This is a genomic window from Guptibacillus hwajinpoensis, from assembly GCF_005144865.1.
In the GTDB taxonomy this organism is placed as follows: domain Bacteria; phylum Bacillota; class Bacilli; order Bacillales; family Guptibacillaceae; genus Guptibacillus; species Guptibacillus hwajinpoensis_A.
The window spans coordinates 796,366-820,447 of the sequence record NZ_SWFM01000001.1 but is presented as its reverse complement, the minus strand read 5'-3'; the positions used below and the strand labels follow the sequence as shown (position 1 = coordinate 820,447).

Here is a 24,082-nt window from a genome sequence, read left to right as displayed (position 1 = left end):
CAATCCCCCTTATTAGACGTTACTACTATATGAAAGTTGTTAAGAAAATGTTTCTATCTCGTACTTGATGTTTTTAATTTGAAACATTTGGGTATCAACCCTTTATGGTATTTGAAATAAGGGGGATCATTATGGGGAAAAAAATAAATGATAACAGCCGTGAGCAAGGTCAAACGAAAGGGAAGAAAAAGAAGCATTTTGCACGCAACGTTCTACTATTAGTTGCTTTCTTAATGGTTTTCGTTCTGTCGTTCGGTAGTTATCAAACATATGCTTATATAGATGAAGCGCCAGCGCTTGAAGAAAATAAATTGAATTTACCGCAATCATCTACACTTTATGATGCAGAAGGAAATAAAATTAAAGATATAGTAGGAAAGGAACACCGAAAAATAGTCGCATTTGATGAGATTCCTGATGGTGTGGTCAATGCGTTTATAGCGGTGGAGGACGTTAGGTTCTTCGAGCATAATGGTGTCGACATTAAACGTATAGGCGGAGCCGTAGTTGCTAACGTTAAAGACGGGTTTGGAGCTGAAGGTGCAAGTACAATTACTCAACAAGTAGTGAAAAATATGCTTCTTGAACCTGAAAAAACTATGAAGCGTAAAGTGCAGGAAGCTTACTTAGCCGTACAGTTAGAGAAAAAATATTCAAAACAAGAAATTCTCAGCATGTATCTAAATAAAATTTATTTTGGGCAGGGTGCTTATGGGGTTGCAACTGCTGCTGATGTTTATTTCAATAAATCACTAGATGAATTAACGACAGGGGAAGCTGCTCTTCTTGCAGGATTACCTCAGAGGCCTTCAGGATACGACCCTTATAAACACCCAGAACTTGCAAACGATCGACGCGCAACTGTTTTAAGTTTGATGGAGCAACATGGCTTTATTTCTGAAAATGAAAGAAAAGAAGCAGCTTCTACCTCTGTAAAGGATATGATTGTTGAACAGAAAAAACAGCCGACAACAAACGATGCTTTTATTGATCAAGTCATTACCGATTTAGAGAAAGCTGGAATTTCAGAAGAAGCGCTTTACTCAGGTGGGTTAGAAATTTACACAACTTTAGATCAGGGCGCACAAGAGATTGTTGACAATGCCTTGACAACTGATAGTGCAGTGTCTTATCCAGATGATGATTTCAGAGCGGGTATTTCTCTTTTAGATACACAAACAGGAGCAATTAGAGCTATAGGTGGAAACCGTCAAACTGGTGAAGATGATGTCCAAAAAGGGTTTAACTATGCTACACAATTACAGCGATCACCAGGGTCAACGATTAAACCTATCCTTGATTATGCACCTGGAATAGAAAAACAAAAGTGGTCAACAAATAAGCAATTTGTTGATGAAAAGCTAGAGCTTAATGGGAAAGAATTTAGCAATTGGAACGATGAATTTCAGGGAAGCGTCTCAATTCGTGAAGCATTGCAGTGGTCTTACAACATTCCAGCCATAAAAGCATTTATGGAAGTTGGTGAAGAAGAGGCACAGGCTTTTGCTAAGAATTTAGGAATTACAATTGACCAAACATATCCTGCATATGCAATCGGAGGGTTCGCAAAAGGTATCTCTCCCCTACAACTTTCGGGTGCATATGCTGCATTCGGATCAGGCGGTGCTTTTCATGAACCGTATAGTGTAGAGAAAGTAGTCTATCCAAATGGAAAAGAACTAGCTCTAACTTCAGAATCTAAACGAGTGATGAACAAAGGTACAGCCTACATGATAACGGATATGCTTCGGACGGTTGTTCAAGACGGAACTGGTATGCAAGCAGCGGTAAAAGGACTCGACATTGCTGGTAAAACTGGAACAACCAATTTACCTGAAGAAATAAATGGAGATGGTACCTCTGATGCATGGTTCTCTGGCTATACAACGAACTACACTGCAGCTGTTTGGACAGGCTATGATGAAACAACGCAAGAGAGCTATATTCATAAGAAAGATGATGATATTGCCAAGCTCCTTTTCCAACATATTATGAGCAAGGTTTCAGAAGGAAAACAAACGAAACCTTTTGAAAAACCTGAATCAGTCGTCGAATTAAAAATCGATAAGAATACTGGATTACGTGCGAATAAGAAAACACCTTCTAGCGAGATCATTAAAGAATTGTATTTCAAAGGTGAAGAACCGAAAAAAGCCGTTATCCCAGAACCGAAGAGGCAGGATTCAGTGAAGAAAGAGAAAGAAAATAACTCTAGCGATTCAAAATCCAATAAGAAGCAATCTTCTGATCAACCAACAGAAGAACAAGAACCGGATAAAAAAGAATCGACTAAAGAAGATACTAAGGTAAATCAACCTGAAGGAAAACCTGACAAGAAAGAACCTGAAAAAGAAAAGAAGAAAGATCCTGCTACGGAAGAAGCTAATAAAGAACAAGAGCCTGTAGAAGAAGAACCTCAATCGACAGAGGGTTCAGAGCAGGAAAGCGAACAGGAAACTCAAGAAGATAACACTAATAGCTCAGACGAAACTAGTACAGGTGACACCGATGCAGATAACAATGGCGATGGCGGCGGCACTGGTGAAACCGATGAAGAGTCTGATACTGGTAGTAGCAATGACCAAAGTGGAAGTTCCAATAACGGTGAAGACGAGAGTAGCGAAACGAACGAAAACAGCGGTAGCAATGAAAGTGGAGGAAATAACGACGAAAGTGGAAGCACTTCTGGAGATAGCCAGAGCGATAGCAGCGGAAGTAGCGATAGTAATGATAGCAATCAAAGCAATGATAAGGAAAGTAGCAATGAAGGCAACGGAAAGACTCAAGGTAGTGGAGCTAAAGATGAGACTAGTAATCCATCTAATGATTCTTCCGAGGATAGCGTGAAACAATCTTCTAATAATGAAGATTCGTCACAGTCTGAGACTGGTGATGCGGAAACTAGTCAAAAGGAAAAAAGCAACACTAAAGAGTGATTCATTAAAGTGCAAATTAAGCTTTCCATCAAAATTATTAGAAACATAGAAATAGCCGCCCTTTGGCGGCTATTTCTATGTTGGTGGTGCTAATGGTACATAAGGTGTTGTGTCACCTTGCGTAGCTTCAAGTTCAGGAGCTGGTTCAGTGTATGTGCCAGTGTTATATAAGTTCGAAAGTGGCTTAATAATACCTGCGCTACCGATTTGCAGGACTGAAGAGTTCGAAATTCCTTCGACTCTTAGCTGATGAATAACGATGTTTTGATTCACAAAGAAATTCACGAATCTTCAGCTCCCTAGTTGTTTGCGGTGATGTCTTGATCGGCGATGTCAGGATCAAGTGAGTTGGTTAAACTAAATCCGTTGTTTACTACATGAAAATCGCCTGTATTAAATGCACCCGAACCAGCGTATGTTTTTGAAGTTGATTTAGGTGTCGTATTAAAACTATCTCCAAAGTTAACGACGCCGCCTGCACTATTAATTTTGACTGGTCCTACGATTGAAGGCATGATTGAACATCCTTTGCAATGATCGTGATACCGTATTGTATGTGTAGTTTAATGGATGCGTTCTTGTTATTCATTACCCTCGTTGGGATCAGTAAAGAACTGTCGAATATTTTTAACCCTCGATTCTGCTTGGATCGTTCTAGTTGATCCCACATGAATAACGCCTGAAGCTGCAACCCCAAGTACTTGAATACTGTTTACTTTAATAACGGGATTTTCGTGAACTGTCACATGGTTAATGGCTTCAGTTAGTAGTGGAATTGGCAGAGGCTGGCTATAAATAGAAAAAGAAGAGAGGTCCTCATATTCATTTCCTTTAAAAATCGGTTGTTCTCTTTGTATAGCAAAAATTTTGGTTTCTGGAGTAATTTGATTACTGTCACCAATTTGCACTGTCCCAGAACTATCCACGGATAAAATGTTCATCCAGTTAACTAAAGAAGATCGACTATGCATACTTAAGATGATAATGGTACGAAAGGTCTTGTAACAATTAAGGATTCTGGAGGAGTGTCGAAAATGGATGAGCAAGCAATCGATTCTGTATCACCTACAAGTAATATTGAGGAGCTTGCTACAGCTGTTACCGTGATATTTCCAACGGAAAGGCCCCTGTTAATGACAGTGTAGTTCATGATGAATCAGTCCTTTTTGGTAAATTTTTTATAAATGCTTCCATTCCATTCACAATATCTCGTTTTAATTTGTTCTCTATTTCTTCTGATAATTCTTGTGGAGAGGCATTAGGAGAACGGTCTGTTTGCTGATTAATGTAATAATTAATGCGCTGATCAAGCTGCTTTTGAATATCATTTAAAATAAAGTGTCGATATGGATCGTCAAGAGGGTAATTGTATTTTTGTTCAAGCTCACCAAGTTGTTTTAATGCGCCATTCTGCATATATGAATTAATATTCTGTTGAATGGATTGAATCGTTTCGGGCGCTATAGAAGGAGGATTCATTCCATTTGTTCCATTCACTGTGAAATCCTGAAGCATATCAGCACCATCGTTAGGGTTGAGTCCAATATTAAGCGTCCCGTCAAGGCGTTCTATTTTTAATTGATCGAATTTGTATTCAATTTTTTCAATGTTTGTTTTTGGTGCTTTCGATAATTGTTCATAACCGTCCTTTAAATTATCTACCATATTTTCAAGCATTTTGATCCGATGGTTTTGTTGTTCAATGTGTTGTTGCATCCGTTGCAGGATCCCGTATATATTATCGTTTGGATACATTGACCATCAACTCCCGTATCAAAATGTATATGGTACTATATGCGAGAGAACAAAAGTAGGTGAATGCCCTGTTAGATGTTTGCGACCACATTTTGATCAGCGACATCACTATCGTTAACGCTTGTTACACTATATGAACTGCTCACATTAAGACCATTACCAGTATTAAACGAACCTGCACCTGCAAATGTCCGGATAGCGCTTGTAGGAGATACAATAAACACATCACCGACGTGAAAGACGCCACTGCTTCCGATTGCATTTACCTTGATTGCTCCAACTAGTGCCGGCATGTTTTCACATCCTTTTTAACTGCATTCTTGTAATAATGTATGCGGAACATTAGCGTATGTTCGAGCGTTGAGGTTATGATAAACTATCGATGTAAGGTAGGTGGTATGAATGAAAAACGTAAGCCAATTGAATATTGAACTCGTTGTAATGAGATCCTCTTGGAATAGGTGCAGATGATTATGATACTGAAGCTTGCGATGTTGTACAACTCGTTCATCAGCTAGATGATACAGAACAGTTAACAAGAGAAATTCAAGAGATTTATCAGTTTTCATATGAAGAAACAATTCCAACTTCGAAGTGCCGGGAGATCGCAAGTGCGCTTCTGGTTCTCAAAAATAATTCATCTTGCGAGCTATAAGAATTATTCCTGAACAGATCTTAAAAAGATCTGTTTTTTTTTATTGAAATGAGAATTTATGAATAATTACTTTCTATCAGTAAAAAAATAGGCAGGTCTTTCAATAATTAAAAAGGTAGTGATGAAATGAAATGGATTCTTTCTGCCCTAATGATAGCAGTGCTTTTCGTAACTGCATCACCTCAAAGTCTGGCAGCTGAGAACAACAATGTTGCTAACGTTCGAGTGATTCATGCCTCACCTGATGCCCCATCTGTGGATGTTTATGTTGATGGGAAGCCAGCCTTTAAAGGAGCATCTTACAAAGATGTAACCAATTATGCAGCATTAGCACCAGGAGAGAAAACGGTTCAAATCTTCGCTTCATCTGCAAATGGTAAAGGAAAGCCAGTACTTGAGCAAAAATTAACTGTTGCTGCAGGAAAAGACTATTCAGTTGCAGCTATTGGGAAACTAGATAATCTATCGGTACTTGCCCTTGAAGATCAAAAAGGATCAGGTGATAAAGCTGGAGTTAGAGCAATACACGCTTCTCCTGATGCGCCTCCTGTTGATATTGCGGTTAAGGATGGCGATGTGTTAATTAAAAACCTTGCTTTCGGACAGAATTCAGATTATCAAACTGTAAGTCCAGATTCATACAACCTTGAAGTTCGCGCAACAGGAAGTGATACATCTGTTCTCGATCTTCCTAATGTCCCTGTTGAAGCTGGTGTAAATTACACGGCTATCGCAATCGGTTTCCTTGATGGTGACCCTGCACTTAACGTTATTCTATTAAAAGACGGCAAGTAAAAAGCTCCGCAGCGTAAATCGCTGCGGATGTTTTTGTCTTCGCTTGTTAATACTGTAAGCATTTCTAAAAGGAGTGAGTCAAGTGCACACGAAACATACTGTTCGATATATCTGTGAGCGCTACCCAAGTGGCAATCATTATTATTACAAACAGGAATTGATCACGCATGATTCCTGGCAAAATCCGCTATCCATTCAATGGTCTGCAAGAAGACCCATCTCAAGCCGAACCTTCTACTCGAAAGAAAAAGAAGGATATAAAACGATTCATACATTTATTCAGAAACAGCCTGCTGATATTCTAATGTTTTCCAAAGCTTAGTTACTGGTTTCAGTGACTAAGCTTAAAGGAATTATTAGTATGAGGAGGGAATTAGTATGAAAACAGTTTATCATGTACAAAGCGGAAAAAATGGTAAATGGGAGCTCAAGAAAGAAGGGGCTGAACAAGCAACGAAAACCTTTGAAATAAAGGAAGAAGCCTATCAATACGGAAGAAAAATTTGTGATGGAAAACGTCCATCTGAATTAATTGTTCACCAGTTAAACGGAGAAATAGAAGACAAAAGTCTTTACAATAAGTAGAGTTTTCGGTTCTGACGTACATATTTTTCATCTTTTGAATAAATATAGTACTAACTACTATCCTGACGAAGGAAGGGAACCGTATGGATTTTATTAGTCCTACAGCTGGAAAAGTAACAATAGATCAAGTCACTCAGCTTATTGAAAGGTATACAGAAGAAGATCCGAAAGGCACATATAGGATTGTGATTGGGACAGATTCTCAAACTAGCCGAAAAACGACCCAGTTCGTAACAGCGCTCATCATTCACCGTGTTGGTAAGGGAGCAAGGATATTCTATCGTAAAGTGAAGCATAAACCGATACATGAGCTCAGGCATCGTATCTACAAAGAGACTGAAATGAGTCTTGAACTTATGGAGCTGCTAAAGGAAGAGGGATTTTCAGCTTTACTTGAGAAATGGCCGATTGAGATTCATCTTGATGTAGGCAAGCAGGGTGAAACTCGTAAAGTGATACAGGAAGTTGTGGGGTGGGTAACGTCGGTTGGTTATATTGCAAGAATTAAACCAGATTCATATGGGGCAAGCAGCGTTGCGGATCGCTATACAAAATCAATAAGCTGAACTGGCTGAAAAAGCCAGTTTTTTTGTGTTAGATGAAACCTTAACCAAACTCTTTCGTATTATATACAGAGGAGTGATGAGATGAAATTAAAGGTGTATTCATTGATCGTAACGCTATTCGTTGTTCTAGCAGCTTGTAGTGGAACAACCGATTCCGGAGGAGAAGTTAGTGTAGGTAAGGGAATTAATGCACAAGAGGTGTTCGAAAAATCAATTGCTGCTCAGGAAGATGTCACTAGCTTTAAAATGATGGCAAACATGAACCAAACCATTGGTTCTGGTGAAGAAGAGATGGAGGTTACAAGTCAGATAGAATCTGATATGGTGATGGATCCAATGGCATTTCACCAGATGATTGATATGAAAGCAAATGGTGAAGTTATGCAAATGGAATCGTATTTTACAAAAGCAGGTTTTTTCATGAAGCAGGGAGAAGAATGGATGATATTTCCTGATGAAATGACGGATACACTGCTCACCATGCAGCAAACTCAAGCAGATCCTTCTGAACAAATGAACATGCTTAAAGAGTATGTTGACGAATTTAAGCTAACAGAAAATGAAGATACATATGTCATGACAATGAAGGCATCTGGAGATAAGTTCCAGGAACTGTTAGACAAAACAGTTGAGGAAATGGGTGCACAAAGTGAGATGCTTAAGGGAGCTACTGAGCAAATGAAAGTAAATAAAGTAGAGTATACTCTCACAATTGGAAAAGATGATTTCCTAACAAAGGAATTCCAGATGAAAATGGATAGTGAAATGACAATGGAAGATGAAACGATTTCTATGCTAATGGAAATGGATTCGCGTTTTGAGAACTACAATGAAATAGAAGAAATAACAGTACCAGAAGAAGTACTTCAACAAGCAAAAGAGATGCCAGGTATCTTATAATGAAATGAGTGGAAGAGTACTGCTCGTTTCGTAAAGATTGTTGCTATAAAGGTAGTGGTTGATTTGCGCTCCAGGATGCTCACTTTTCGCGGGGCGGGACGCTTGAGCCTCCTCGGCGCGCAAGAACATCGCGCCTGTGGGGTCACACCTGTCCCGCTAATCCCGCAGGAGTCGAGCATCCTTCCGCTCCAATCAGCTATAATATGGGGTTCTCTATAGAAAAATCATTGAAAAGCAACAATCTTTTAGAAGAGAGCCTTTCTAAAAGATTAATTGCTTTTGAAATAATTCTTTTTTTAATGAACTACCAAACTTAGCAATTGGAGCGGAAATTAACCCATCATAAACTAACAATGACTACTTTGCGCTTTTATACTGGAAAAAAGTGTTCATAAACGTTAACATTAGCCTTAATCATTGATTTGAAAGGAGCATGGCTGATGTCTACAGAATCACTCGTATACGATCAACTTAACCGCCCTCTAAGGGACCTACGCATATCTGTAACAGATCGATGTAACTTTCGCTGCCGTTACTGTATGCCCGAGGAGACATTCGGCCCCGATTATGAATTTCTTCCAAAAACAAGTCTCCTTCAATTTGAAGAAATAACTAGACTTGCACGCATGTTCGTTCAGATGGGTGTTGAGAAGATTCGTCTAACTGGTGGCGAACCACTTCTTAGAAAAGATCTATCTGTCCTAGTAGACATGTTGTCTGATATAGATGGGCTTGAAGATATAGCGCTTACGACAAATGCTTCATTATTAAAAAAACATGCCGTGCAATTAAAGCAAGCAGGATTAACACGTGTTAACGTAAGTCTTGATGCTATACATGATGATACGTTTGGAAAAATGAACGGTAGAGGTACGAAGATCAAACCTGTATTAGAAGGCATTCAAGCAGCGTCTGATGCAGGCCTCAAAGTAAAAATTAATATGGTCGTTCAAAAAGGAATTAATGATCATGAAGTTGTTCCAATGGCAGAGTATTTTCGCCACAGTGGCCATATTGTTAGATTTATTGAATACATGGATGTTGGGAATTCTAACGGTTGGAAGTTCGATCATGTAATGAGTAAAAAGGATATTATTGAGTCCATTTCACAAGTATATCCACTTGAGCCAATTGAAGCGGCATATTTTGGAGAAGTAGCTAGTCGTTATCAATTCAGTGATGGTGCTGGTGAGATTGGCGTTATTTCTTCCGTAAGTGATTCGTTTTGTTCAAGCTGTACGAGAGCAAGGCTATCGGCTGATGGAGCGTTATACACTTGTCTGTTTGCTTCAAGAGGGACAAGTCTTCGTAATCCAATGCGTAATGGGGCGTCAGATGAGGAGATGCGAACGATGCTTACGGATTTATGGAATGGGCGCCACGATCGATATTCAGATGAACGTACTGAAGAAGGCGTAGCGAATCGTGAGAAAATTGAAATGTCATTCATTGGTGGATAATGATGAAGAAGGAAATGAACAGACACACAACAGAACGCAACGTTATTCGTTATGAGAACGGACAATTTATCGATAAAGAAGATACCATTGCATTAGAAAAACCGCTCACGATTCGGATTAATCAGGTTGAATTTGCGACAGTCGTTTGCACGCCCGACCATCTAGAAGATATGGTGATTGGCTTCCTCGCTTCAGAGGGAGTGATTCGATCTTATCGCGATGTGGAAGAGATGCTGTTCAATGAGAGTCAAGGCGTCGTAAATGTAAAGGCTTCCGTCACTATGTCTCTTACATCTGAGACATATACAAAGCGCGTCATTAGCTCATGTTGTGGTAAAAGCAGACACTTTTACTTGGAGAGCGACTCTCGAACTGCTAGGACGATTATGCGTGCACCTACTTTGACTGCCAAGGAATGTCTCGCTAATATGAAGAAACTTCAAGAACAATCAACAACTTTTAAATCAACTGGTGGCGTTCATAATGCGGCTATTTTTAAAGGTGATGAAATGATCGCTTCTCGCACTGATATTGGTCGACACAATGCGCTTGATAAATTGTACGGTTTTGCGCTTCGCCACCATATTCATCCCTCTGAGCTTAGTGTGGCTTTCAGCGGGAGAATATCTTCAGAAGTTGTCATAAAGCTTTCCAAAATGGGAATTGGCATACTTCTATCCAAATCTGCCCCTACTGATCTTGCCCTTCAATTAGCTGAAGATCTTGAGATTACAACAGTAGGCTTTATACGAAAAGGCGGATTTAACATTTATACAAAGCCTGAGAGAATTATTATTTGAAACACCTTCAGCTTGGAGGTGTTTTTTTTGGGTAAGTCGTTCATACTACAGTACAAACATGCTTTAATTGAAAGGCGGGTTTATGATGGGTTGGACGATAGCGTTAATTTTTTGGGTGGCGGGGGTAGTAATTGTAGGAAGTCCTCGATTTTTATTTCATCGTTTAGAGGCAATGAAGTCAGAAACAGCTGACCATTCCAGAGCATCTGAAGCTTCAAATAAGAGAGAGAGTATTTTTTTCTTTATCGAAACAAAAGCGCTTGATTCAATTCCGTGGTGGATTGTAACAGTAACTTGTGTAACAGTGGGACTCTTTTTGATTGCGTTTGGTGTTATTGCCCTTGTTTTTTCTTATTGATTTGAAACTTTAAGGCTTATTTAGTCGTATTAATTAGTAAGATGAAACAACGAGTTGCAGTTTGGTTATCGATGATTAGTGGTAAAGAGAGAAAGAACCACATAAGTAAGAGTTAGGGAGATATAAGGGGTGGAGAAATTATGGATTTGGGAGAAAGACAAGCAACCTCAGTCTGGCGTTTTTATTTACTATTAGTAGCGCTGCTAGTGCTGAAAACTTACTTTGTTTATCGATTTGAATTTTCATTTACACTAAGAGGTGCAGGAGAAGAAGTTTTTCTTTTAATTAATTCAATAGGATCGATTGTATTACTGCTAGGTATAGGGCTATTTAGAAAGCAATCTAAACCAGGCCTGATGCTTGCAGTTTATTTTATTTTGTCTGCTATTCTTTATGGAAATATTCTTTATTATCGCTTTTACATAGACTTTATTACTGTACCAGTTCTTTTTCAATTTGGAAATGTTGGGGGACTAAGTCAGAGTACAGTTGAATTATTTAATATCTATGACCCAATTCTTATACTTGATTCAGTCATCTTATTCTGGGTTCTTAAAAGACAGAAGCTTAGTTCAAGTGCACTTTCCACAAAACTTAAAAAGCGAACGGCTGTTACTGGTGTATCAATCTTATTAGGAACTACTGTTATAGCTCTCATAATGAATCCGTTACTATTCGAAAAATCCTATGATCGCGAGCTTTTTGTTAAATCACTTGGATCGTATACTTATCATGCATATGATATCGTATTTAATTCATTTACTTCTATTACAAGTGTTTTTGCTGATGATACGGATATTTCTGAAATACAACATTATGTAGATAACAAGGAAATTAAAGCTTCTTCTTATGAAGGAGTTGCAAAAGGGAAGAATTTAATACTCATTTCACTTGAATCGACACAGGCTTTTATGCTTGATGAGAGCATGGAAGGCAAACAAGCAACGCCATTCCTTAACAAGTTGAAGGAAGATAGCTATTTCTTTCCTAACTTTTATCATCAAACAGCTCAGGGTAAGACATCTGATGCTGAATTTATGATTGATACAAGCTTGTACCCTCTTTCTGGTGGATCTGTGTTCGTAAGGAAGCCTGAGAACGAATTCTTCTCTCTACCAGAGGCGTTGAACTCAGCTGGTTATTCAACGAATTCTTTTCATGGTAATGATCGAGAGTTCTGGAATCGAGAAGAGATGTATAAGACGCTTGGATACAATCGGTTTTATTCCAAAAGAGACTTTGAAGTCACTGATGAGAATTCAATTAATTATGGACTAAAAGATATTCCGTTTTTTGAACAGACTATCCCTTATCTTAAAGATTTGAAAGAGCCTTATTCAGCAAAGTTCTTAACCCTTACGAACCACTTTCCGTATTTATTAGAAGAGGAAGATCGAATGATTTCGATTCCCGAAACGCAGGAAGAAGTAGTGAATCGTTATTTTGCAACTATTCGTTATGAAGATGAAGCCATTAAGCGATTTTTCGAAGAAATGAAGGCTGCGGGATTTTATGAGGATTCAATCTTCGTTCTTTATGGTGATCATTATGGGCTGTCCGAAACGTATAACGAAGCACTTGGCGATTACTTTGGAGAACGAATTGGTCCAGTCGAACACGTTCAACTTCAGAAAGTGCCACTCATTATCCATATTCCTGGAGAGGAAGGAAAAGTGTTTGAAACAGTAGGTGGTCAAGTTGACTTAAAACCAACTATTCTTGAGTTGCTTGGTGTGAAAGAGAATACAAGCCTGAATTTTGGTAATAGCTTATTGTCGTCGGAAAGGAAAGACTTTGTAATCTTCCGAGATGGAAGCTTTGTAACAAAAGGTCTAATTTATACAAAGAATACTTGTTATAACAAGGAAACAGGAGCCAAAACAAATCGTAACAAATGCAGTAAATATTTCGGAAAAGTTCAAAACGAACTTGATTATTCAGATAAAGTTATATATGGTGACTTGCTTCGGTTTGTTAAATAGCTTTAGTGTTCATTCTTTAATTTTCATGGTACGCTTGAAAATGAACTCTTGATAAAAAGGGATGAGCGAAGATGGATTTACAAAGACTACAAATTCTAACAGAAGTTGTACGTGAATACAAAACAGCAATTCATATGGATGAAAAGAAGGAAGAGGTTGGAAGGGAAGTACTCGATATCATCATGAATTCGCAAGATCTTGTTTTATATGGTCACGTGAAGCGAGCAAAAGATATTGATAAATTTCCAGGTGAAGCGATTAAATACCTTGATCAGGCAACCGCTTATCTTCATCAGAAAATCGACGAACAGTTTTAGCACTCCTTACAATGGGAGTGTTTTTTTTTTTTTGAAAAGGCTCTATTCTTAAAGATTGTTGCTTTTAAAAGAAATTTTGTATAAAGAATTAAACTTGGCTGATTGGAGCGGAAGGTGATCGACTCCTGCGGGACTAGCGAATGTTTGGAAAAATGGGAATAGTGTGTCTTTGTTTCGATATGCTGTAATGGTTGCAATAGACTGTAACATAGTGATATGTTTTTACTGTTTACTAGATTAAAGGAGAGTGAAATAATTGACTAATTTAATTAAGCGATTAGCTCCTGTCTTGTTGATGGGACTCGTTGTTTTCGTTATAAGCGCTTGTTCAAACGGTAGTAATGATGGTGATCAAACAGCTGATAAAGAGCCAACTGCCTGGGAACAGATTCAGGAAGAAGGTAAGCTTGTTGTTGCAACATCTGGAACGCTATATCCTACTTCTTATTACGAAGAGGATTCTGATCAGGTAACTGGTTATGAAGTAGAAGTCGTAAAAGAGATGGCAAAACGTCTTGATCTTGAAATCGAATTTGAGGAAATGGGCTTTGATGGAATGTTAACTAGTATTAACTCCGGTAAAGTTGATCTTGCTGCGAATGATATTACGATTACTGATGAAAGAAAAGAGAAGTTTACGTTCTCTGAACCAATTAAATATTCATATGGCACAGCTATTGTCAGAAAAGATGATCTATCTGGTATTAAGTCACTAGATGATCTCGAAGGCAAAAAGGCAGCGGGTGCATCGACAACCATTTATATGGAAGTTGCTCGTGAGAATGGTGCAGAAGAAGTGATTTACGATAATGCGACAAATGAGCAATATTTACGAGATGTATCCAATGGTCGTACAGACATTATCTTGAATGATTATTACCTTCAAACCCTGGCACTTGCTGCATTTTCTGATTTGAATATAACAATTCACCCTGACATTCAGTATTATCCAAATGATCAAGCGATAGTAATGAAGAAAGACAGCGGTGAGCTAGAAAGCAAAGTGAACGAAACGCTGAAAGAAATGAAGGATGACGGAACTCTTAAAGAATTATCGGAGAAGTTCTTTAATGGAGCTAATGTTTCTGTTAAACCAGATCTTGATATTGAGGAATAAATCAAGTGTTTGATATACAATGGGAATACTTATTTGATGCGGGTCTTGCGATAAAGTCGTTTCCTTATGTTGTTCAAGGACTTGGCCTAACGCTTTTAATTTCATTAGTAGGAATGATCATTGGTCTAGTAATGGGGCTGTTTCTTGCGCTCGGAAGAATGTCAAAATGGAAAGCACTTCGCTATCCTGCTCGACTATATATTTCCTTTATGAGAGGAACCCCTATTCTAGTCTTTCTTTATATTCTTTATTTTGGACTTCCTGTAGTGGGGATTGAATTCTCCGCTCTGACTTCAGCATTGATTGGCTTTAGCTTAAACAGTGCTGCCTATATAGCAGAGATTCAGCGTTCTGCCCTTTCATCAGTAGAAAAAGGACAGTGGGAAGCATCTACTGCACTCGGTATGTCTTACTGGACAACGATGCGACAAGTGGTCCTTCCACAGGCAACGCGGATTGCGATTCCTCCTCTTTCAAATGTGATGTTAGATCTAATCAAAGCTTCTTCACTTGCAGCGGTTATTACCGTCCCTGAATTGCTTCATCATGCAAAGATTGTAGGCGGGAGAGAGTTCGACTTTATGACAATGTACATTTTGGTCGCACTTATCTATTGGGCAGTTTGTGTTTGTGTGTCATTTATACAGGACCTATTAGAAAAAAGATATCATTATGTACATTAAACCCCTGAGAAATCCAGGGGTTTTTCTTAATTAATGGCTCTTTTCTAAAAGATTATTGCTTTTAAAAGATTATTGCTTTTAAAAGATTTTCTATAGAGAACCCCACTTAGCTGATTGGAGCGGAAGGTGCTCGACTCCTGCGGGACTAGCGGACAGGTGAGATCGCGCAGGCGCGATGTTCTTGCGCGTCGAGGAGGCTCAAGCGTCCCGCCCCGCGGAAAGCGAGCATCCTGGAGCGGAAATCAAACACTACTCTTGAAGCAACGATGTCTTCGAAAACTCCCTAACAAAAAAACAAAAATATCCCATATTCTTCTTAAAGCATTTTTATGAATGTTATAATAACGAATATAAACAACTCAGACGATTCGTCATAAAGGAAGGGAGTCTATCATCTTCATGAAAAAACAGTTTAGCTTATTAATGCTTGTGGCCATTCTTCTCCTTGCTGCATGTTCTAACAACAGCGGTGAGAAAGATACTGAAGCAACTACCTCTGAAGAGTCTGCATCTATGGACCAAACGAAGAAAGAATTAGAAGCTATGAAGGTCGAAGAGGATAAAGTAGTCGCGACGGTGGACGGTAAGGAGATTAAAGGGAAAGATTATAACTCCATGCTGGTACAAACCCAGCTTCGCTATACAATGAGTGGAAAAGATCCATCCGATGACAAGGTGGCTAAATCGATAGAAGAAGAAGTAATGGATAACTTAATTGGACAAGAACTTCTGCTTCAGAAAGCGAAGGACGAAGGTTTTTCAGCTTCTGAAGAAGAAGTGCAAACAGAGTTAGAACAAATTAAAGCGCAGTTTTCGACTGAGAAAGAATTAAACGCAGCGCTGAAAGCACAGGGAATGACATTAGAGAAATTGGAAAGTCAATATGCTGACATTGTTGTAGTTGATAAATTCGTTAATGATAAAATCGGTAAGCCTGAGGTGACTGAGGAAGAAATGAAGTCATTCTATGACGAACAATTTACAAAAGATGCTGAGAATCCTCCATCCTTTGATGAAATGAAAGATCGGATAAAAGATTATTTAATTGAAACAAAAACACAGGAAAAAGTTCAAGAGATTAAAGATGAGTTGAAGGAGAAAGCTAAAATCGAAAAAATGTTATAGGTCAGCACAATAGCTGGCCTTTTTCTTTGGATAATCGAAAAGAGGAGTAGAAAAAAATGAACCAAATATTGAACGACATAAGGTACTATGTAAAACAGAAATTAGAAAATGAAGGAAGTGGCCACGATTGGCATCATATTGAAAGGGTAGTCCAACATTCTGAAGTTATTGCTAAGGCAGAAGGTGCAAATCATTTTGTTTGTATAGCGGCAGCTCTCGTTCACGATCTCGCTGACGATAAAATAGCTTCATCAGAAGCTGAAGGCATAAAGGAAGTAGTAAATTTACTTGGCGATGTGAACGAAGAAGACCGTAACCATATCATTGAAATTATATCCTCTATCTCGTTTAAGGGGGGCAATCGTCCACCTGTTACAACGCTTGAAGCACAAGTAGTTCAAGATGCAGATCGATTAGATGCGATTGGAGCGATTGGAATCGCCAGAACGTTTGTTTATGCGGGATCTAAAGGGGATTTGATTTATGATCCCAGTATAGAACCAAGAAACAAAATGACGCCTGAGACGTATCGCAATGGACAATCAACTGCTATAAATCATTTCTATGAAAAGTTACTGAATTTAAAAGAGTTAATGAACACTCAAAAAGGAATAGAGTTAGCAAAACAGCGACATGAATTTATGGAAGAATTCCTTAGTCAATTTCACGATGAGTGGGCTGGTATTAAATAAATTCTCTTTCTACTTCACAATAACTTATTAAAGAGGGGAGCCTAAAAACATGTATCATATTCAACCGATGACTCTAGAATCGGCCAGAGAAATTCAAACTTGGACGTACCCAGAGCCTTATTCGCTTTATACTTTCTCTAAAAACCATGAAGTGCTTGAAGAATTAATGGATGGATCCTATGTATCAGTGTGGAATGGGGAGAAACTGTTCGGATACTTTTGTTTTGGTAAATCTGCGCGTGTACCAGCAGGTCATGAAGTTGGTGTTTATGAAGAAGATCTCCTTGATATCGGTCTTGGTATCGATCCAGTAGAGACAGGGAAGGGTAATGGGAAGCTCTTTCTTCGAGCGGGTCTTCACTATGCAACAGCTCAGCTTGGGGAAAAGGATTTTCGTCTCACAGTTGCTTCATTTAATGAAAGAGCAAGAAAGGTATATGAAAGAGAGGGATTTAAATTCAATCAAACTTTCGTTAACAGGACAAAAATCAGCGAAGTTCCTTTTGATGTAATGATAAAAAAAGAGTGGAAAAGGTAACGTGTGGCTTGCCTTTGATGAAACTGTGGATTAAACCATGAGAAAACGGGAATAAGAGAAGTATACAAGCACGTAAGGAATAAGAGAACGGTTTCCTAGCGCCTGAACTCGTATCATACCAGCATAACTCAAATAGTAAAAAATATGTCTACTTATTGCTACTTCTGCCATAGAATAAGAAGTTTCGTCGAAAACGTTTTGAATTCTTCTGGAAATGGGCATAATGGTTATGTATTGGCATGAGGAGGAATGAGAGATGTATGATGCAATTGAAAAGAAGCGTAGAGAAATGTTTGATATGGCAGGACGTTACGGATTTGCATCAGAGAAAACCATTCGTTGTAGTCAGGAGCTAGACCGGTTACTAAATGCCTTAATGCAAACAAAGCACCATAATGAAAGAGTACTATGAAACTGGATTCTGTTTTTTTCTTCCTGTGTTGTGAAGTAAAGGAGGAAACCCAATGAAAATTGATCTTAAAGCAATTCTCACAAAAGAGTTGTTTGATTGGATAGAAGAACATCCTAAACGAAATCAGCTTATTGAGTCTATTCAAGGCGAGATCTTTCAATCAGTTGTTCATTTTAGAGAATGGAATGATTCTAACTATAATGGCAATGAGGACTGGCTCCAGTTTGCGATTCGGAATGAAGAGGCATGGAGAAATGGGTCTGATCAAATGGATCAGTATAAGAGCCGTTAAGGACGGCTTTTTTTGTTGGATTTCGTAACTTTATGGAGAACAAAGAAGGAATAGAGAACATTAAAGTCGAAAAGTTACATGATATGGAATTTTCATGCTCGGGGGAGGGAATAATGGTGAGTCATTCAGATAGTATTGTAATCGATAAAAGCGAATTCTATCAACTTTACAAAGATTTTCAAAAATTCGAATCGCTATTTGTCCATTATCCTGGCGTGATGTATTCACTTGATTTGAACGGACATGTAACAGACCTCAATGAGTTTGGTCATAAGCTTTCTCGGCAGGATAGAGAAGATATTATTAATAAGCATTATACCAGGTTTATTCTCCAGACAGATCATGAGCGGGTAACCAAGTCGTTTCGACTGACATTAGAAGGACATGTTACACACCTTCAAACAACTTTTCTCAACAATGAAGGAGTTCCATTTGATGTGGAATTAGTCAATATTCCATTCTATATCGAGAATTCTGTTGATGGTGTTTTTACGATTGTAAGGGATATTACAGATGAGAGAGAAAATGCTCTAGCTCTTCGAGATAGCCAAGAAAAATATAGATTAATCGCTGAACATACATCTGAGTTAATAAGTCTAGTTAACTTAGAGAGAGATCTCGTTACTTATGCATCGCCTTCTCATCAGAATATTCTTGGGTACCCGCCTGACTATTATACTGGAAGTTCAATTAAGTTGGATGTACATCCTGATGACCAGAATATTGTTGCGGATTTATTGCAAAATACTAGTAGATATCCGCAAGTAGTTGAATTTAGAAGGAAACATGCAAATGGTTCCTGGATTACTCTTGAAGATCGAGCTACTCTTATCCCGTTTGGTATACATGAGGAGCGAATTCTCGTTGTTGTATCAAGAGATATTACAGAAAAAAAACGAGCAGAGAGAGAATTACAGAATACCTTGAAACAATTAAAAGATTTGAAGTATGCACTTGATGAGAGTGCGTTAGTTTCTGTCACGGATGAGGAAGGCAAAATTACTTCTGTAAATGATAAATTTTGCGAGATTACAGGGTATAAAGAAGATGAGCTACTTGGGAAAGATCATCTTCTTCTTGACTCAGGCTACCACCCGCCCTCTTTTTTTGATGATTTGCGAAGCACGATTCAATCTGGTGCAGTTTGGAAGGGGGAAATTAATAACATAACAAAAGAGGGAAAAGATTTTTGGGTTGATACGACGATTGTACCATTTTTAAATGATGGAGGAGTTCCATATCAATATGTTTACATACGGAAAGACATTACTGATAGGAAACAGGCAGAGGAACTACTTCGAACATCAGATAAATTATCAGTTATAGGAGAGTTAGCTGCTGGTGTTGCGCATGAAATACGAAACCCATTAACCTCACTAAAAGGATTTACGCAAATATTGAAGTCAAGACGTAAAGATGAGAATGATCAAGAATTTATTGAGATTATGTTATCTGAGCTTGATCGGATTAATATGATCGTAAATGAATTTATGGTACTAGCTAGACCCCAAGCTGTAACGTATGAAGTAACAAATATTCAGGATCTTATTGCAAATGTTTGTACCCTTATTGAAACACAGGCTATTTTAAACAATGTTCAAATTTACACAAGAGTAATCCATGATCTTCGAGAAATCTCTTGTAGTGAAAATCAAATTAAACAGGTTCTAATCAATGTTATAAAGAATGGAATTGAAGCGATGCCGAATGGTGGTGTTATTACCATCTCTTTATACTCAACAAATGATGAAGTGATGATTGAAATACGTGATAATGGTCCCGGTATCCCTGAACACCAACTGTCGCATTTAGGTGAGCCTTTCTATACAACAAAGAAAAAAGGAAACGGACTTGGGCTGATGATTTGCCGTCGAATTGTTCAGAATCATCAAGGCACATTCTTTATTGATAGCAAGGAAGGAAAAGGAACCGTCGTTACAATAACTTTACCAAATGAGAGAAATATTCGAGAGCGCTAATGTAGCGCTTTTTTTATGGGGAATTCCTTTACACAGTTTCAGAAAGCGCTTACAATATTAGAAAGGAATAGTTAGAATAATCTAACAAAGGAAGTGTTGAGGATGAAAAGCGAGACGAACTATCGGATGCTTGCCTTTGAAAAATTCAACGCTGAAACGAATTGGTCTGAGAACAATCGCCTTTTTAATTATTCGATCGCTAGCCTCGGAGCTCTTATTTATTTATTATCTCTTTTCATTTGACTCTTGTGACTTACATGAACGATATAAAAAAGGAACTTCTCACAGTAGAGAAGTTCCTTTTTTCATAGGATTATTGTGAAAGAATGTGTTCTGAAGTAGGTATTGTTTAAAATTCACATATCAAATTGATTGGAGCATCAATTACTATTCTTATTGCGACGACGTTTATTAAAACCGCCTAATATTAAGAGGCGATGTTATTTGATTTATTCTCAGACAATTTGTCCATTAACGTTGAACTAGCTTCGTTAAGTCCAATAAATTTAACAGAAATCCCATTTTGGACAAATTTGGAGTAAATCTTATCAATCGCTCCAACAGCTGAATCGTCCCATAGGTGAGCGTCCGTTAGCGAGATTTCTACGCGGCTAATGTTTTCTTTATAATCGAATTCTTTTAGTAGATCCGTAACAGATGCGAAAAAGATTTGTCCAGATACTTCATAAATACGTCGATTATTTGCATCATCTAGTGTGCTGCTTACATGAACTTTAGAAATTTTAGCGGCAAAGAACAAAGCACTTAGTACAATTCCAGCAAGAACGCCACTAGCAAGGTTGTGGGTAAATAGAACCGTTAGAACGGTGACAACCATGACGAGTGCATCCGACTTCGGAAGACGGTGAAGATTCATAAGTGAAGACCAATCAAATGTTCCAATTGATACCATAATCATGACACCAACAAGCGCTGCAAGTGGTATTCTACTCACTATGTCGCCCATTACAAGAATTAAAAACATTAGAAAAGAACCTGCCACAAGTGTAGAAAGGCGTCCTCTTCCACCGGATTTAACGTTAATAACAGATTGGCCAATCATCGCACAACCAGCCATTCCACCAAAGAATCCACTAACTATGTTTGCAACACCCTGTCCTTTTGCTTCACGATTCTTATCACTTTCAGTATCTGTCATGTCATCAACAATGGATGCAGTTAAGAAGGATTCTAGTAATCCCACAAGTGATAAAGCAAGTGAATAAGGGAAGATGATCATTAGTGTTTCAATATTAAATGGAATGGTTGGAATCAAGAAAAGAGGAAAGGCTTGAGTAAGCTCGCCCATGTCTCCTACCGTTCTAACGCCACTCCCACTCATAATCGCAATGATTGTAATGACAATGATCGCAATTAGTGGAGAAGGCACAGCTTTAGATACGCGAGGGAGGAGGTAGATGATTGCAAGAGCCCCAGCTACCATTAGATACATTGGCCATGACTCACCTACAAAATGAGGTAGCTGTGAACTGAATATTAGTATCGCAAGAGCATTTACAAATCCTATCATGACCGAGCGTGGAATGAATTTCATGAATTTCCCGAGCTTTAATACGCCCATTAGTATTTGCAATACACCGGTTAGAATTGTAGCAGCGAGTAAATATTGCAAACCGTGCTCAGCTACAAGTGTAACCATCAGGACAGCCATTGCACCTGTAGCGGCTGAGATCATTCCCGGTCTCCCACCAGTAAATGAAATAACAACTGCGATACAGAAGGAGGCGTATAACCCTACCATCGGATCGACACCTGCCATTATAGAAAAGGCGATAGCCTCTGGAATAAGGGCCAGGGCGACGACTAGACCCGCCATAACGTCTCCACGGACGTTCGAAAACCATTCATTTTTAAGTTGCTGTGTTGACAAATAGTACACTTCCTTTTATCTGCGTATTCCTTTCCACCTCAGAAAGGTAAACCGTTCAAAACAAAATGAATTATACGCAGGAATAAGAAATATGACGATTCGCTATTTGAACAGTGTAAGCGCAAACATTATGCTTTTACACTATTATTCAGCTGATCTCTTTATTTTTCGTTTCATTTCATTTATGAGAAGGACAACGATTTACTATTAAAAAAATCAAATGGTAGGGTTAGCCCATTTAAAATAGGTTACAAAAAAAGCTTATCCTTATTCAGGAGAGCTTTTTTGAATTTCTTTAAAATTAACTCGAGCATTTGTTAAATCAATACGTGTAATGACGATTGGCTTCGTGATGGCTTGTGTTACCATGGCATCTTTTTTAGGGTCTGTGTAGTAATAGGAGACAGTGAGTTGGCCTTCTTCTTCCACGATACTGTCGACTTGAACAGAATAGCCGCCAGTCGGCATTTCACCTCTCGTAATAACAATATAAAGATCATCTCCAGATGGTACAGTAAAAGTTGATTTCTCAAGCCATTTTTGTTGAACGGTAGCTTGAATATCTTTTGGAGCATTTTGCATGGTGACTGTTTCAAAGGATAGTTCTTTTTTCATTTGTTCCCCTCCGTTTGATTCAGTTGATGATGATTCTGGAGAATTGTTTCCGCAGCCTGCAAGGACAACGAAAAGAATGGATAGTAATAATAAGTTTCCGCGCACTCTGTGTTACCCCTTCCTTAATTCACTTTACTAAGTCTTATCCTACTATTAAGTTTAGCGAATTTTATTAAAGTTGGGAAGACCGTGATATTCTTCACGATTACAATCTGTGTCGGAGGGTAATGAATAAATGTAGACAATTAACCATGGCTGAAAGGAGAATTCACATGCAGAATGAAATTCTAACTTTTTTAAGAAATATTGAGGAACCGGTTACAACAAGAGAAATCATGGAGTATTTATCGGAAAAAGGATACAATCCTGATGAAGAAGAACTTGTTCGTATGATTAAGGACATGCCAAAGGGCACGGTGAAACAAGAATATGACGCATCAGTCATTGATCCTGCTCCATCAGTTGTATACAAAGCTGGTCCGAATGCATAAGTTATTTTTTTCGAAAAAGATCAACAAAGTACAAACCAATTAGCATTAGAAACACAATACCGACACCGTAAAGGATATCCATAATAAAAGACATCGGTTAACATCCTTTCCTTGTTTCTTTTTAATAGGCTCATTTCTAAAAAGTTGTTGTTTTTGAAAGTGGTTTAGTATAAAAATCACACTTCAATGGTGATTGGAGTGGAAATCAACCACTACTCTTATAGCGACAATATCTATGAAAACAGCCTTTTAATTAGTGTATCAAACGTCAACGAATGATTGGGAAATATCTATTTCATCAAGATGTGGAAATGATATAATGTTGGCATTGAGTCAATTGGGAAGGATGTAACCATGAAGAAAATAAAGTTTAACAGCTCAAAATTCATTATTCTATTTTTTGTTGCTTTCATTATCGTAGGTGCTGCAAATGTTCTATTTAGTGACCGGAAAATGAATACGAGCGAGTATTTACTTAGCGAAAATCAAAAAGATGTTGTTTCTAGATCTGAAACACAGCCAAAAGTTCCATTTGGAGCTCTTGTGAACAGCAAACTGAAGGATAACGAGACCATTAGCTTAGCTGCTAAGATTAAGTATCAAGGAGAAGAAAAGGAAGAAATTGAGGTTGTTGATGATGGTCTACTAGATTATCAAATTACCAATCAAGAGAACGACCAAATTGTAATTCCCTATTCTTCACAAGTTCCTTCAACTAAAAGAATCGTATCAAAAGATGAGATTATTGAAGGGAAGACCTTAACAACTGAACAGTTGGAATCAGGGGTATATCAAATTGAAGTGAAAGTACCAATAATAGTAAATGGTAAAGAAGAAGTTTTTATGTTCCGTATACCTGTTGAATTGTAACGCTACATTAGATAAAAAATTAATCAAATTAATTGTAATTTGTAGTTTTGTTTTTTTGATGATCGGGAATAGTTACTATCAAACCCCCTAAGTAAGTTTGAAAGTGATTTTCCCCCTATGGACCGTGCTCAAGGAGTGCGGTTTTTTTATGTCTAACACCTTATTATCTATTGAGCCATGATGAAGCGTTTCCATTATGCGGTATTCATGGTAGTCTTTTAGGAAAGAGTAGAGAATAGGTTCGAAAGGATGAGACGTTTGGCTAAAA

General features: G+C 38.1%; 31 protein-coding genes. 23 read left to right on the top strand and 8 right to left on the bottom strand.

The genetic code is table 11. From position 1 onward, the window contains the following. Positions 1-131: 131 nt before the first annotated feature. Positions 132-2,936, top strand: coding sequence for a PBP1A family penicillin-binding protein (locus FBF83_RS04110; protein ID WP_136945843.1), 2,805 nt, complete (start codon positions 132-134; stop codon positions 2,934-2,936). 75 nt (positions 2,937-3,011) lie between these two features. On the opposite strand, the gene FBF83_RS04105 is transcribed toward FBF83_RS04110, so the two are convergent. From FBF83_RS04105 to FBF83_RS04080, 6 genes are all read right to left on the bottom strand, one after another. Then, entirely contained in the window at positions 3,012-3,221 is a 210-nt protein-coding gene (locus tag FBF83_RS04105) for a spore germination protein GerPB (RefSeq protein ID WP_136945842.1), read from the bottom strand. A gap of 14 nt (positions 3,222-3,235) precedes the next feature. Beyond that, positions 3,236-3,451: a spore germination protein gene (locus FBF83_RS04100; RefSeq protein WP_136945841.1), complete on the bottom strand. Its 216-nt coding sequence runs from the start codon at positions 3,449-3,451 to the stop codon at positions 3,236-3,238. Between the two features lie 66 nt (positions 3,452-3,517). Continuing rightward, on the bottom strand, positions 3,518-3,907 hold the full coding sequence (locus FBF83_RS04095; protein WP_136945840.1) for a spore germination protein GerPE: 390 nt from the start codon (positions 3,905-3,907) through the stop codon (positions 3,518-3,520). Between the two features lie 2 nt (positions 3,908-3,909). After that, entirely contained in the window at positions 3,910-4,086 is a 177-nt protein-coding gene (locus FBF83_RS04090) for a spore gernimation protein GerPD (protein ID WP_136945839.1), read from the bottom strand. Then, entirely contained in the window at positions 4,083-4,691 is a 609-nt protein-coding gene (gerPC, locus tag FBF83_RS04085) for a spore germination protein GerPC (protein ID WP_136945838.1), read from the bottom strand. Before gerPC ends, FBF83_RS04090 begins: the two co-directional genes overlap by 4 nt. Positions 4,692-4,762: 71 nt before the next feature. Next, complete coding sequence (locus tag FBF83_RS04080) at positions 4,763-4,984, bottom strand: spore germination protein (protein WP_136945837.1); 222 nt, start codon at positions 4,982-4,984, stop codon at positions 4,763-4,765. 164 nt (positions 4,985-5,148) lie between these two features. Between FBF83_RS04080 and FBF83_RS04075 the strand changes: the two genes are divergently transcribed. The 20 genes from FBF83_RS04075 to FBF83_RS20695 all read left to right on the top strand — a co-directional run bounded on the left by FBF83_RS04075 (position 5,149) and on the right by FBF83_RS20695 (position 20,190). Further along, positions 5,149-5,346, top strand: a complete 198-nt coding sequence (locus FBF83_RS04075; protein WP_136946479.1) for a DUF1871 family protein — start codon at positions 5,149-5,151, stop codon at positions 5,344-5,346. A 126-nt stretch (positions 5,347-5,472) separates the two neighbouring features. Next, positions 5,473-6,141 carry a DUF4397 domain-containing protein gene (locus tag FBF83_RS04070; protein ID WP_136945836.1) on the top strand — a complete coding sequence of 223 codons (669 nt, stop codon included), beginning with the start codon at positions 5,473-5,475 and terminating at the stop codon, positions 6,139-6,141. 82 nt (positions 6,142-6,223) lie between these two features. Next, the gene (locus FBF83_RS04065; RefSeq protein WP_136945835.1) at positions 6,224-6,463 is read left to right on the top strand and encodes a hypothetical protein; all 240 of its coding nucleotides are present in this window, start codon (positions 6,224-6,226) and stop codon (positions 6,461-6,463) included. A 56-nt stretch (positions 6,464-6,519) separates the two neighbouring features. Then, the gene (locus tag FBF83_RS04060) at positions 6,520-6,726 is read left to right on the top strand and encodes a DUF2188 domain-containing protein (RefSeq protein ID WP_136945834.1); all 207 of its coding nucleotides are present in this window, start codon (positions 6,520-6,522) and stop codon (positions 6,724-6,726) included. Between the two features lie 83 nt (positions 6,727-6,809). Then, positions 6,810-7,292 carry a ribonuclease H-like YkuK family protein gene (locus FBF83_RS04055; RefSeq protein ID WP_136945833.1) on the top strand — a complete coding sequence of 161 codons (483 nt, stop codon included), beginning with the start codon at positions 6,810-6,812 and terminating at the stop codon, positions 7,290-7,292. An 81-nt stretch (positions 7,293-7,373) separates the two neighbouring features. Continuing rightward, positions 7,374-8,192 carry a DUF6612 family protein gene (locus FBF83_RS04050; RefSeq protein ID WP_136945832.1) on the top strand — a complete coding sequence of 273 codons (819 nt, stop codon included), beginning with the start codon at positions 7,374-7,376 and terminating at the stop codon, positions 8,190-8,192. A gap of 440 nt (positions 8,193-8,632) precedes the next feature. Next, the gene (moaA, locus tag FBF83_RS04040; RefSeq protein WP_136945831.1) at positions 8,633-9,652 is read left to right on the top strand and encodes a GTP 3',8-cyclase MoaA; all 1,020 of its coding nucleotides are present in this window, start codon (positions 8,633-8,635) and stop codon (positions 9,650-9,652) included. Positions 9,653-9,654: 2 nt separating this feature from the next. Continuing rightward, positions 9,655-10,452, top strand: a complete 798-nt coding sequence (gene fdhD / locus FBF83_RS04035) for a formate dehydrogenase accessory sulfurtransferase FdhD (protein WP_136945830.1) — start codon at positions 9,655-9,657, stop codon at positions 10,450-10,452. A gap of 85 nt (positions 10,453-10,537) precedes the next feature. Beyond that, the gene (locus tag FBF83_RS04030; protein ID WP_136945829.1) at positions 10,538-10,810 is read left to right on the top strand and encodes a hypothetical protein; all 273 of its coding nucleotides are present in this window, start codon (positions 10,538-10,540) and stop codon (positions 10,808-10,810) included. Positions 10,811-10,950: 140 nt separating this feature from the next. Continuing rightward, on the top strand, positions 10,951-12,792 hold the full coding sequence (locus FBF83_RS04025; protein WP_136945828.1) for an LTA synthase family protein: 1,842 nt from the start codon (positions 10,951-10,953) through the stop codon (positions 12,790-12,792). A gap of 71 nt (positions 12,793-12,863) precedes the next feature. Then, positions 12,864-13,109: a hypothetical protein gene (locus FBF83_RS04020; RefSeq protein WP_136945827.1), complete on the top strand. Its 246-nt coding sequence runs from the start codon at positions 12,864-12,866 to the stop codon at positions 13,107-13,109. 256 nt (positions 13,110-13,365) lie between these two features. Continuing rightward, entirely contained in the window at positions 13,366-14,226 is an 861-nt protein-coding gene (locus FBF83_RS04015; RefSeq protein ID WP_420875107.1) for a transporter substrate-binding domain-containing protein, read from the top strand. Positions 14,227-14,231: 5 nt separating this feature from the next. Then, positions 14,232-14,909 (top strand): amino acid ABC transporter permease, encoded by a 678-nt coding sequence (locus tag FBF83_RS04010; RefSeq protein WP_136945826.1) that lies wholly within the window; start codon positions 14,232-14,234, stop codon positions 14,907-14,909. 399 nt (positions 14,910-15,308) lie between these two features. Next, entirely contained in the window at positions 15,309-16,034 is a 726-nt protein-coding gene (locus tag FBF83_RS04005; RefSeq protein WP_136945825.1) for a SurA N-terminal domain-containing protein, read from the top strand. A 56-nt stretch (positions 16,035-16,090) separates the two neighbouring features. Further along, positions 16,091-16,726 (top strand): HD domain-containing protein, encoded by a 636-nt coding sequence (locus tag FBF83_RS04000; protein ID WP_136945824.1) that lies wholly within the window; start codon positions 16,091-16,093, stop codon positions 16,724-16,726. Positions 16,727-16,775: 49 nt separating this feature from the next. Further along, the gene (locus FBF83_RS03995) at positions 16,776-17,264 is read left to right on the top strand and encodes a GNAT family N-acetyltransferase (protein WP_240687965.1); all 489 of its coding nucleotides are present in this window, start codon (positions 16,776-16,778) and stop codon (positions 17,262-17,264) included. 256 nt (positions 17,265-17,520) lie between these two features. Beyond that, entirely contained in the window at positions 17,521-17,676 is a 156-nt protein-coding gene (locus FBF83_RS03990) for an aspartyl-phosphate phosphatase Spo0E family protein (protein WP_136945823.1), read from the top strand. Between the two features lie 52 nt (positions 17,677-17,728). After that, positions 17,729-17,968 (top strand): hypothetical protein, encoded by a 240-nt coding sequence (locus FBF83_RS03985; protein ID WP_136945822.1) that lies wholly within the window; start codon positions 17,729-17,731, stop codon positions 17,966-17,968. Between the two features lie 116 nt (positions 17,969-18,084). Then, complete coding sequence (locus FBF83_RS03980; RefSeq protein WP_169525166.1) at positions 18,085-19,947, top strand: PAS domain S-box protein; 1,863 nt, start codon at positions 18,085-18,087, stop codon at positions 19,945-19,947. A 102-nt stretch (positions 19,948-20,049) separates the two neighbouring features. Beyond that, positions 20,050-20,190, top strand: coding sequence for a hypothetical protein (locus tag FBF83_RS20695; protein ID WP_169525165.1), 141 nt, complete (start codon positions 20,050-20,052; stop codon positions 20,188-20,190). A gap of 184 nt (positions 20,191-20,374) precedes the next feature. Here the strand turns inward: FBF83_RS20695 and FBF83_RS03975 are convergent, their stop codons facing one another. Together FBF83_RS03975 and FBF83_RS03970 are read right to left on the bottom strand one after the other, a co-directional pair. Continuing rightward, on the bottom strand, positions 20,375-21,784 hold the full coding sequence (locus FBF83_RS03975) for a SulP family inorganic anion transporter (RefSeq protein ID WP_136946476.1): 1,410 nt from the start codon (positions 21,782-21,784) through the stop codon (positions 20,375-20,377). A 321-nt stretch (positions 21,785-22,105) separates the two neighbouring features. Then, positions 22,106-22,558 (bottom strand): protease complex subunit PrcB family protein, encoded by a 453-nt coding sequence (locus FBF83_RS03970; protein ID WP_136945820.1) that lies wholly within the window; start codon positions 22,556-22,558, stop codon positions 22,106-22,108. A 167-nt stretch (positions 22,559-22,725) separates the two neighbouring features. Between FBF83_RS03970 and FBF83_RS03965 the strand changes: the two genes are divergently transcribed. Together FBF83_RS03965 and FBF83_RS03960 are read left to right on the top strand one after the other, a co-directional pair. After that, complete coding sequence (locus FBF83_RS03965) at positions 22,726-22,944, top strand: FaeA/PapI family transcriptional regulator (RefSeq protein WP_136945819.1); 219 nt, start codon at positions 22,726-22,728, stop codon at positions 22,942-22,944. A 354-nt stretch (positions 22,945-23,298) separates the two neighbouring features. Further along, positions 23,299-23,814, top strand: a complete 516-nt coding sequence (locus FBF83_RS03960; RefSeq protein ID WP_136945818.1) for a hypothetical protein — start codon at positions 23,299-23,301, stop codon at positions 23,812-23,814. Positions 23,815-24,082 lie beyond the last annotated feature (268 nt).

Bases quoted from the DNA above. Each gene is read 5' to 3' on its own strand.
- fdhD (WP_136945830.1), top strand. From the start codon at position 9,655: ATGAAGAAGGAAATGAACAGACACACAACAGAACGCAACGTTATTCGT.
- FBF83_RS04070 (WP_136945836.1), top strand. From the start codon at position 5,473: ATGAAATGGATTCTTTCTGCCCTAATGATAGCAGTGCTTTTCGTAACT.
- FBF83_RS03975 (WP_136946476.1), bottom strand. From the start codon at position 21,784: ATGGCGGGTCTAGTCGTCGCCCTGGCCCTTATTCCAGAGGCTATCGCC.
- FBF83_RS04095 (WP_136945840.1), bottom strand. From the start codon at position 3,907: ATGCATAGTCGATCTTCTTTAGTTAACTGGATGAACATTTTATCCGTG.
- FBF83_RS04005 (WP_136945825.1), top strand. From the start codon at position 15,309: ATGAAAAAACAGTTTAGCTTATTAATGCTTGTGGCCATTCTTCTCCTT.
- FBF83_RS04110 (WP_136945843.1), top strand. From the start codon at position 132: ATGGGGAAAAAAATAAATGATAACAGCCGTGAGCAAGGTCAAACGAAA.
- FBF83_RS03995 (WP_240687965.1), top strand. From the start codon at position 16,776: ATGTATCATATTCAACCGATGACTCTAGAATCGGCCAGAGAAATTCAA.
- FBF83_RS04100 (WP_136945841.1), bottom strand. From the start codon at position 3,451: ATGCCTTCAATCGTAGGACCAGTCAAAATTAATAGTGCAGGCGGCGTC.
- FBF83_RS04050 (WP_136945832.1), top strand. From the start codon at position 7,374: ATGAAATTAAAGGTGTATTCATTGATCGTAACGCTATTCGTTGTTCTA.
- FBF83_RS20695 (WP_169525165.1), top strand. From the start codon at position 20,050: ATGAAAAGCGAGACGAACTATCGGATGCTTGCCTTTGAAAAATTCAAC.
- FBF83_RS04080 (WP_136945837.1), bottom strand. From the start codon at position 4,984: ATGCCGGCACTAGTTGGAGCAATCAAGGTAAATGCAATCGGAAGCAGT.
- FBF83_RS04025 (WP_136945828.1), top strand. From the start codon at position 10,951: ATGGATTTGGGAGAAAGACAAGCAACCTCAGTCTGGCGTTTTTATTTA.
- FBF83_RS04000 (WP_136945824.1), top strand. From the start codon at position 16,091: ATGAACCAAATATTGAACGACATAAGGTACTATGTAAAACAGAAATTA.
- FBF83_RS04090 (WP_136945839.1), bottom strand. From the start codon at position 4,086: ATGAACTACACTGTCATTAACAGGGGCCTTTCCGTTGGAAATATCACG.
- FBF83_RS03960 (WP_136945818.1), top strand. From the start codon at position 23,299: ATGAAGAAAATAAAGTTTAACAGCTCAAAATTCATTATTCTATTTTTT.
- FBF83_RS03985 (WP_136945822.1), top strand. From the start codon at position 17,729: ATGAAAATTGATCTTAAAGCAATTCTCACAAAAGAGTTGTTTGATTGG.
- FBF83_RS04030 (WP_136945829.1), top strand. From the start codon at position 10,538: ATGGGTTGGACGATAGCGTTAATTTTTTGGGTGGCGGGGGTAGTAATT.
- FBF83_RS04060 (WP_136945834.1), top strand. From the start codon at position 6,520: ATGAAAACAGTTTATCATGTACAAAGCGGAAAAAATGGTAAATGGGAG.
- FBF83_RS03965 (WP_136945819.1), top strand. From the start codon at position 22,726: ATGCAGAATGAAATTCTAACTTTTTTAAGAAATATTGAGGAACCGGTT.
- FBF83_RS03990 (WP_136945823.1), top strand. From the start codon at position 17,521: ATGTATGATGCAATTGAAAAGAAGCGTAGAGAAATGTTTGATATGGCA.
- moaA (WP_136945831.1), top strand. From the start codon at position 8,633: ATGTCTACAGAATCACTCGTATACGATCAACTTAACCGCCCTCTAAGG.
- gerPC (WP_136945838.1), bottom strand. From the start codon at position 4,691: ATGTATCCAAACGATAATATATACGGGATCCTGCAACGGATGCAACAA.
- FBF83_RS04055 (WP_136945833.1), top strand. From the start codon at position 6,810: ATGGATTTTATTAGTCCTACAGCTGGAAAAGTAACAATAGATCAAGTC.
- FBF83_RS04020 (WP_136945827.1), top strand. From the start codon at position 12,864: ATGGATTTACAAAGACTACAAATTCTAACAGAAGTTGTACGTGAATAC.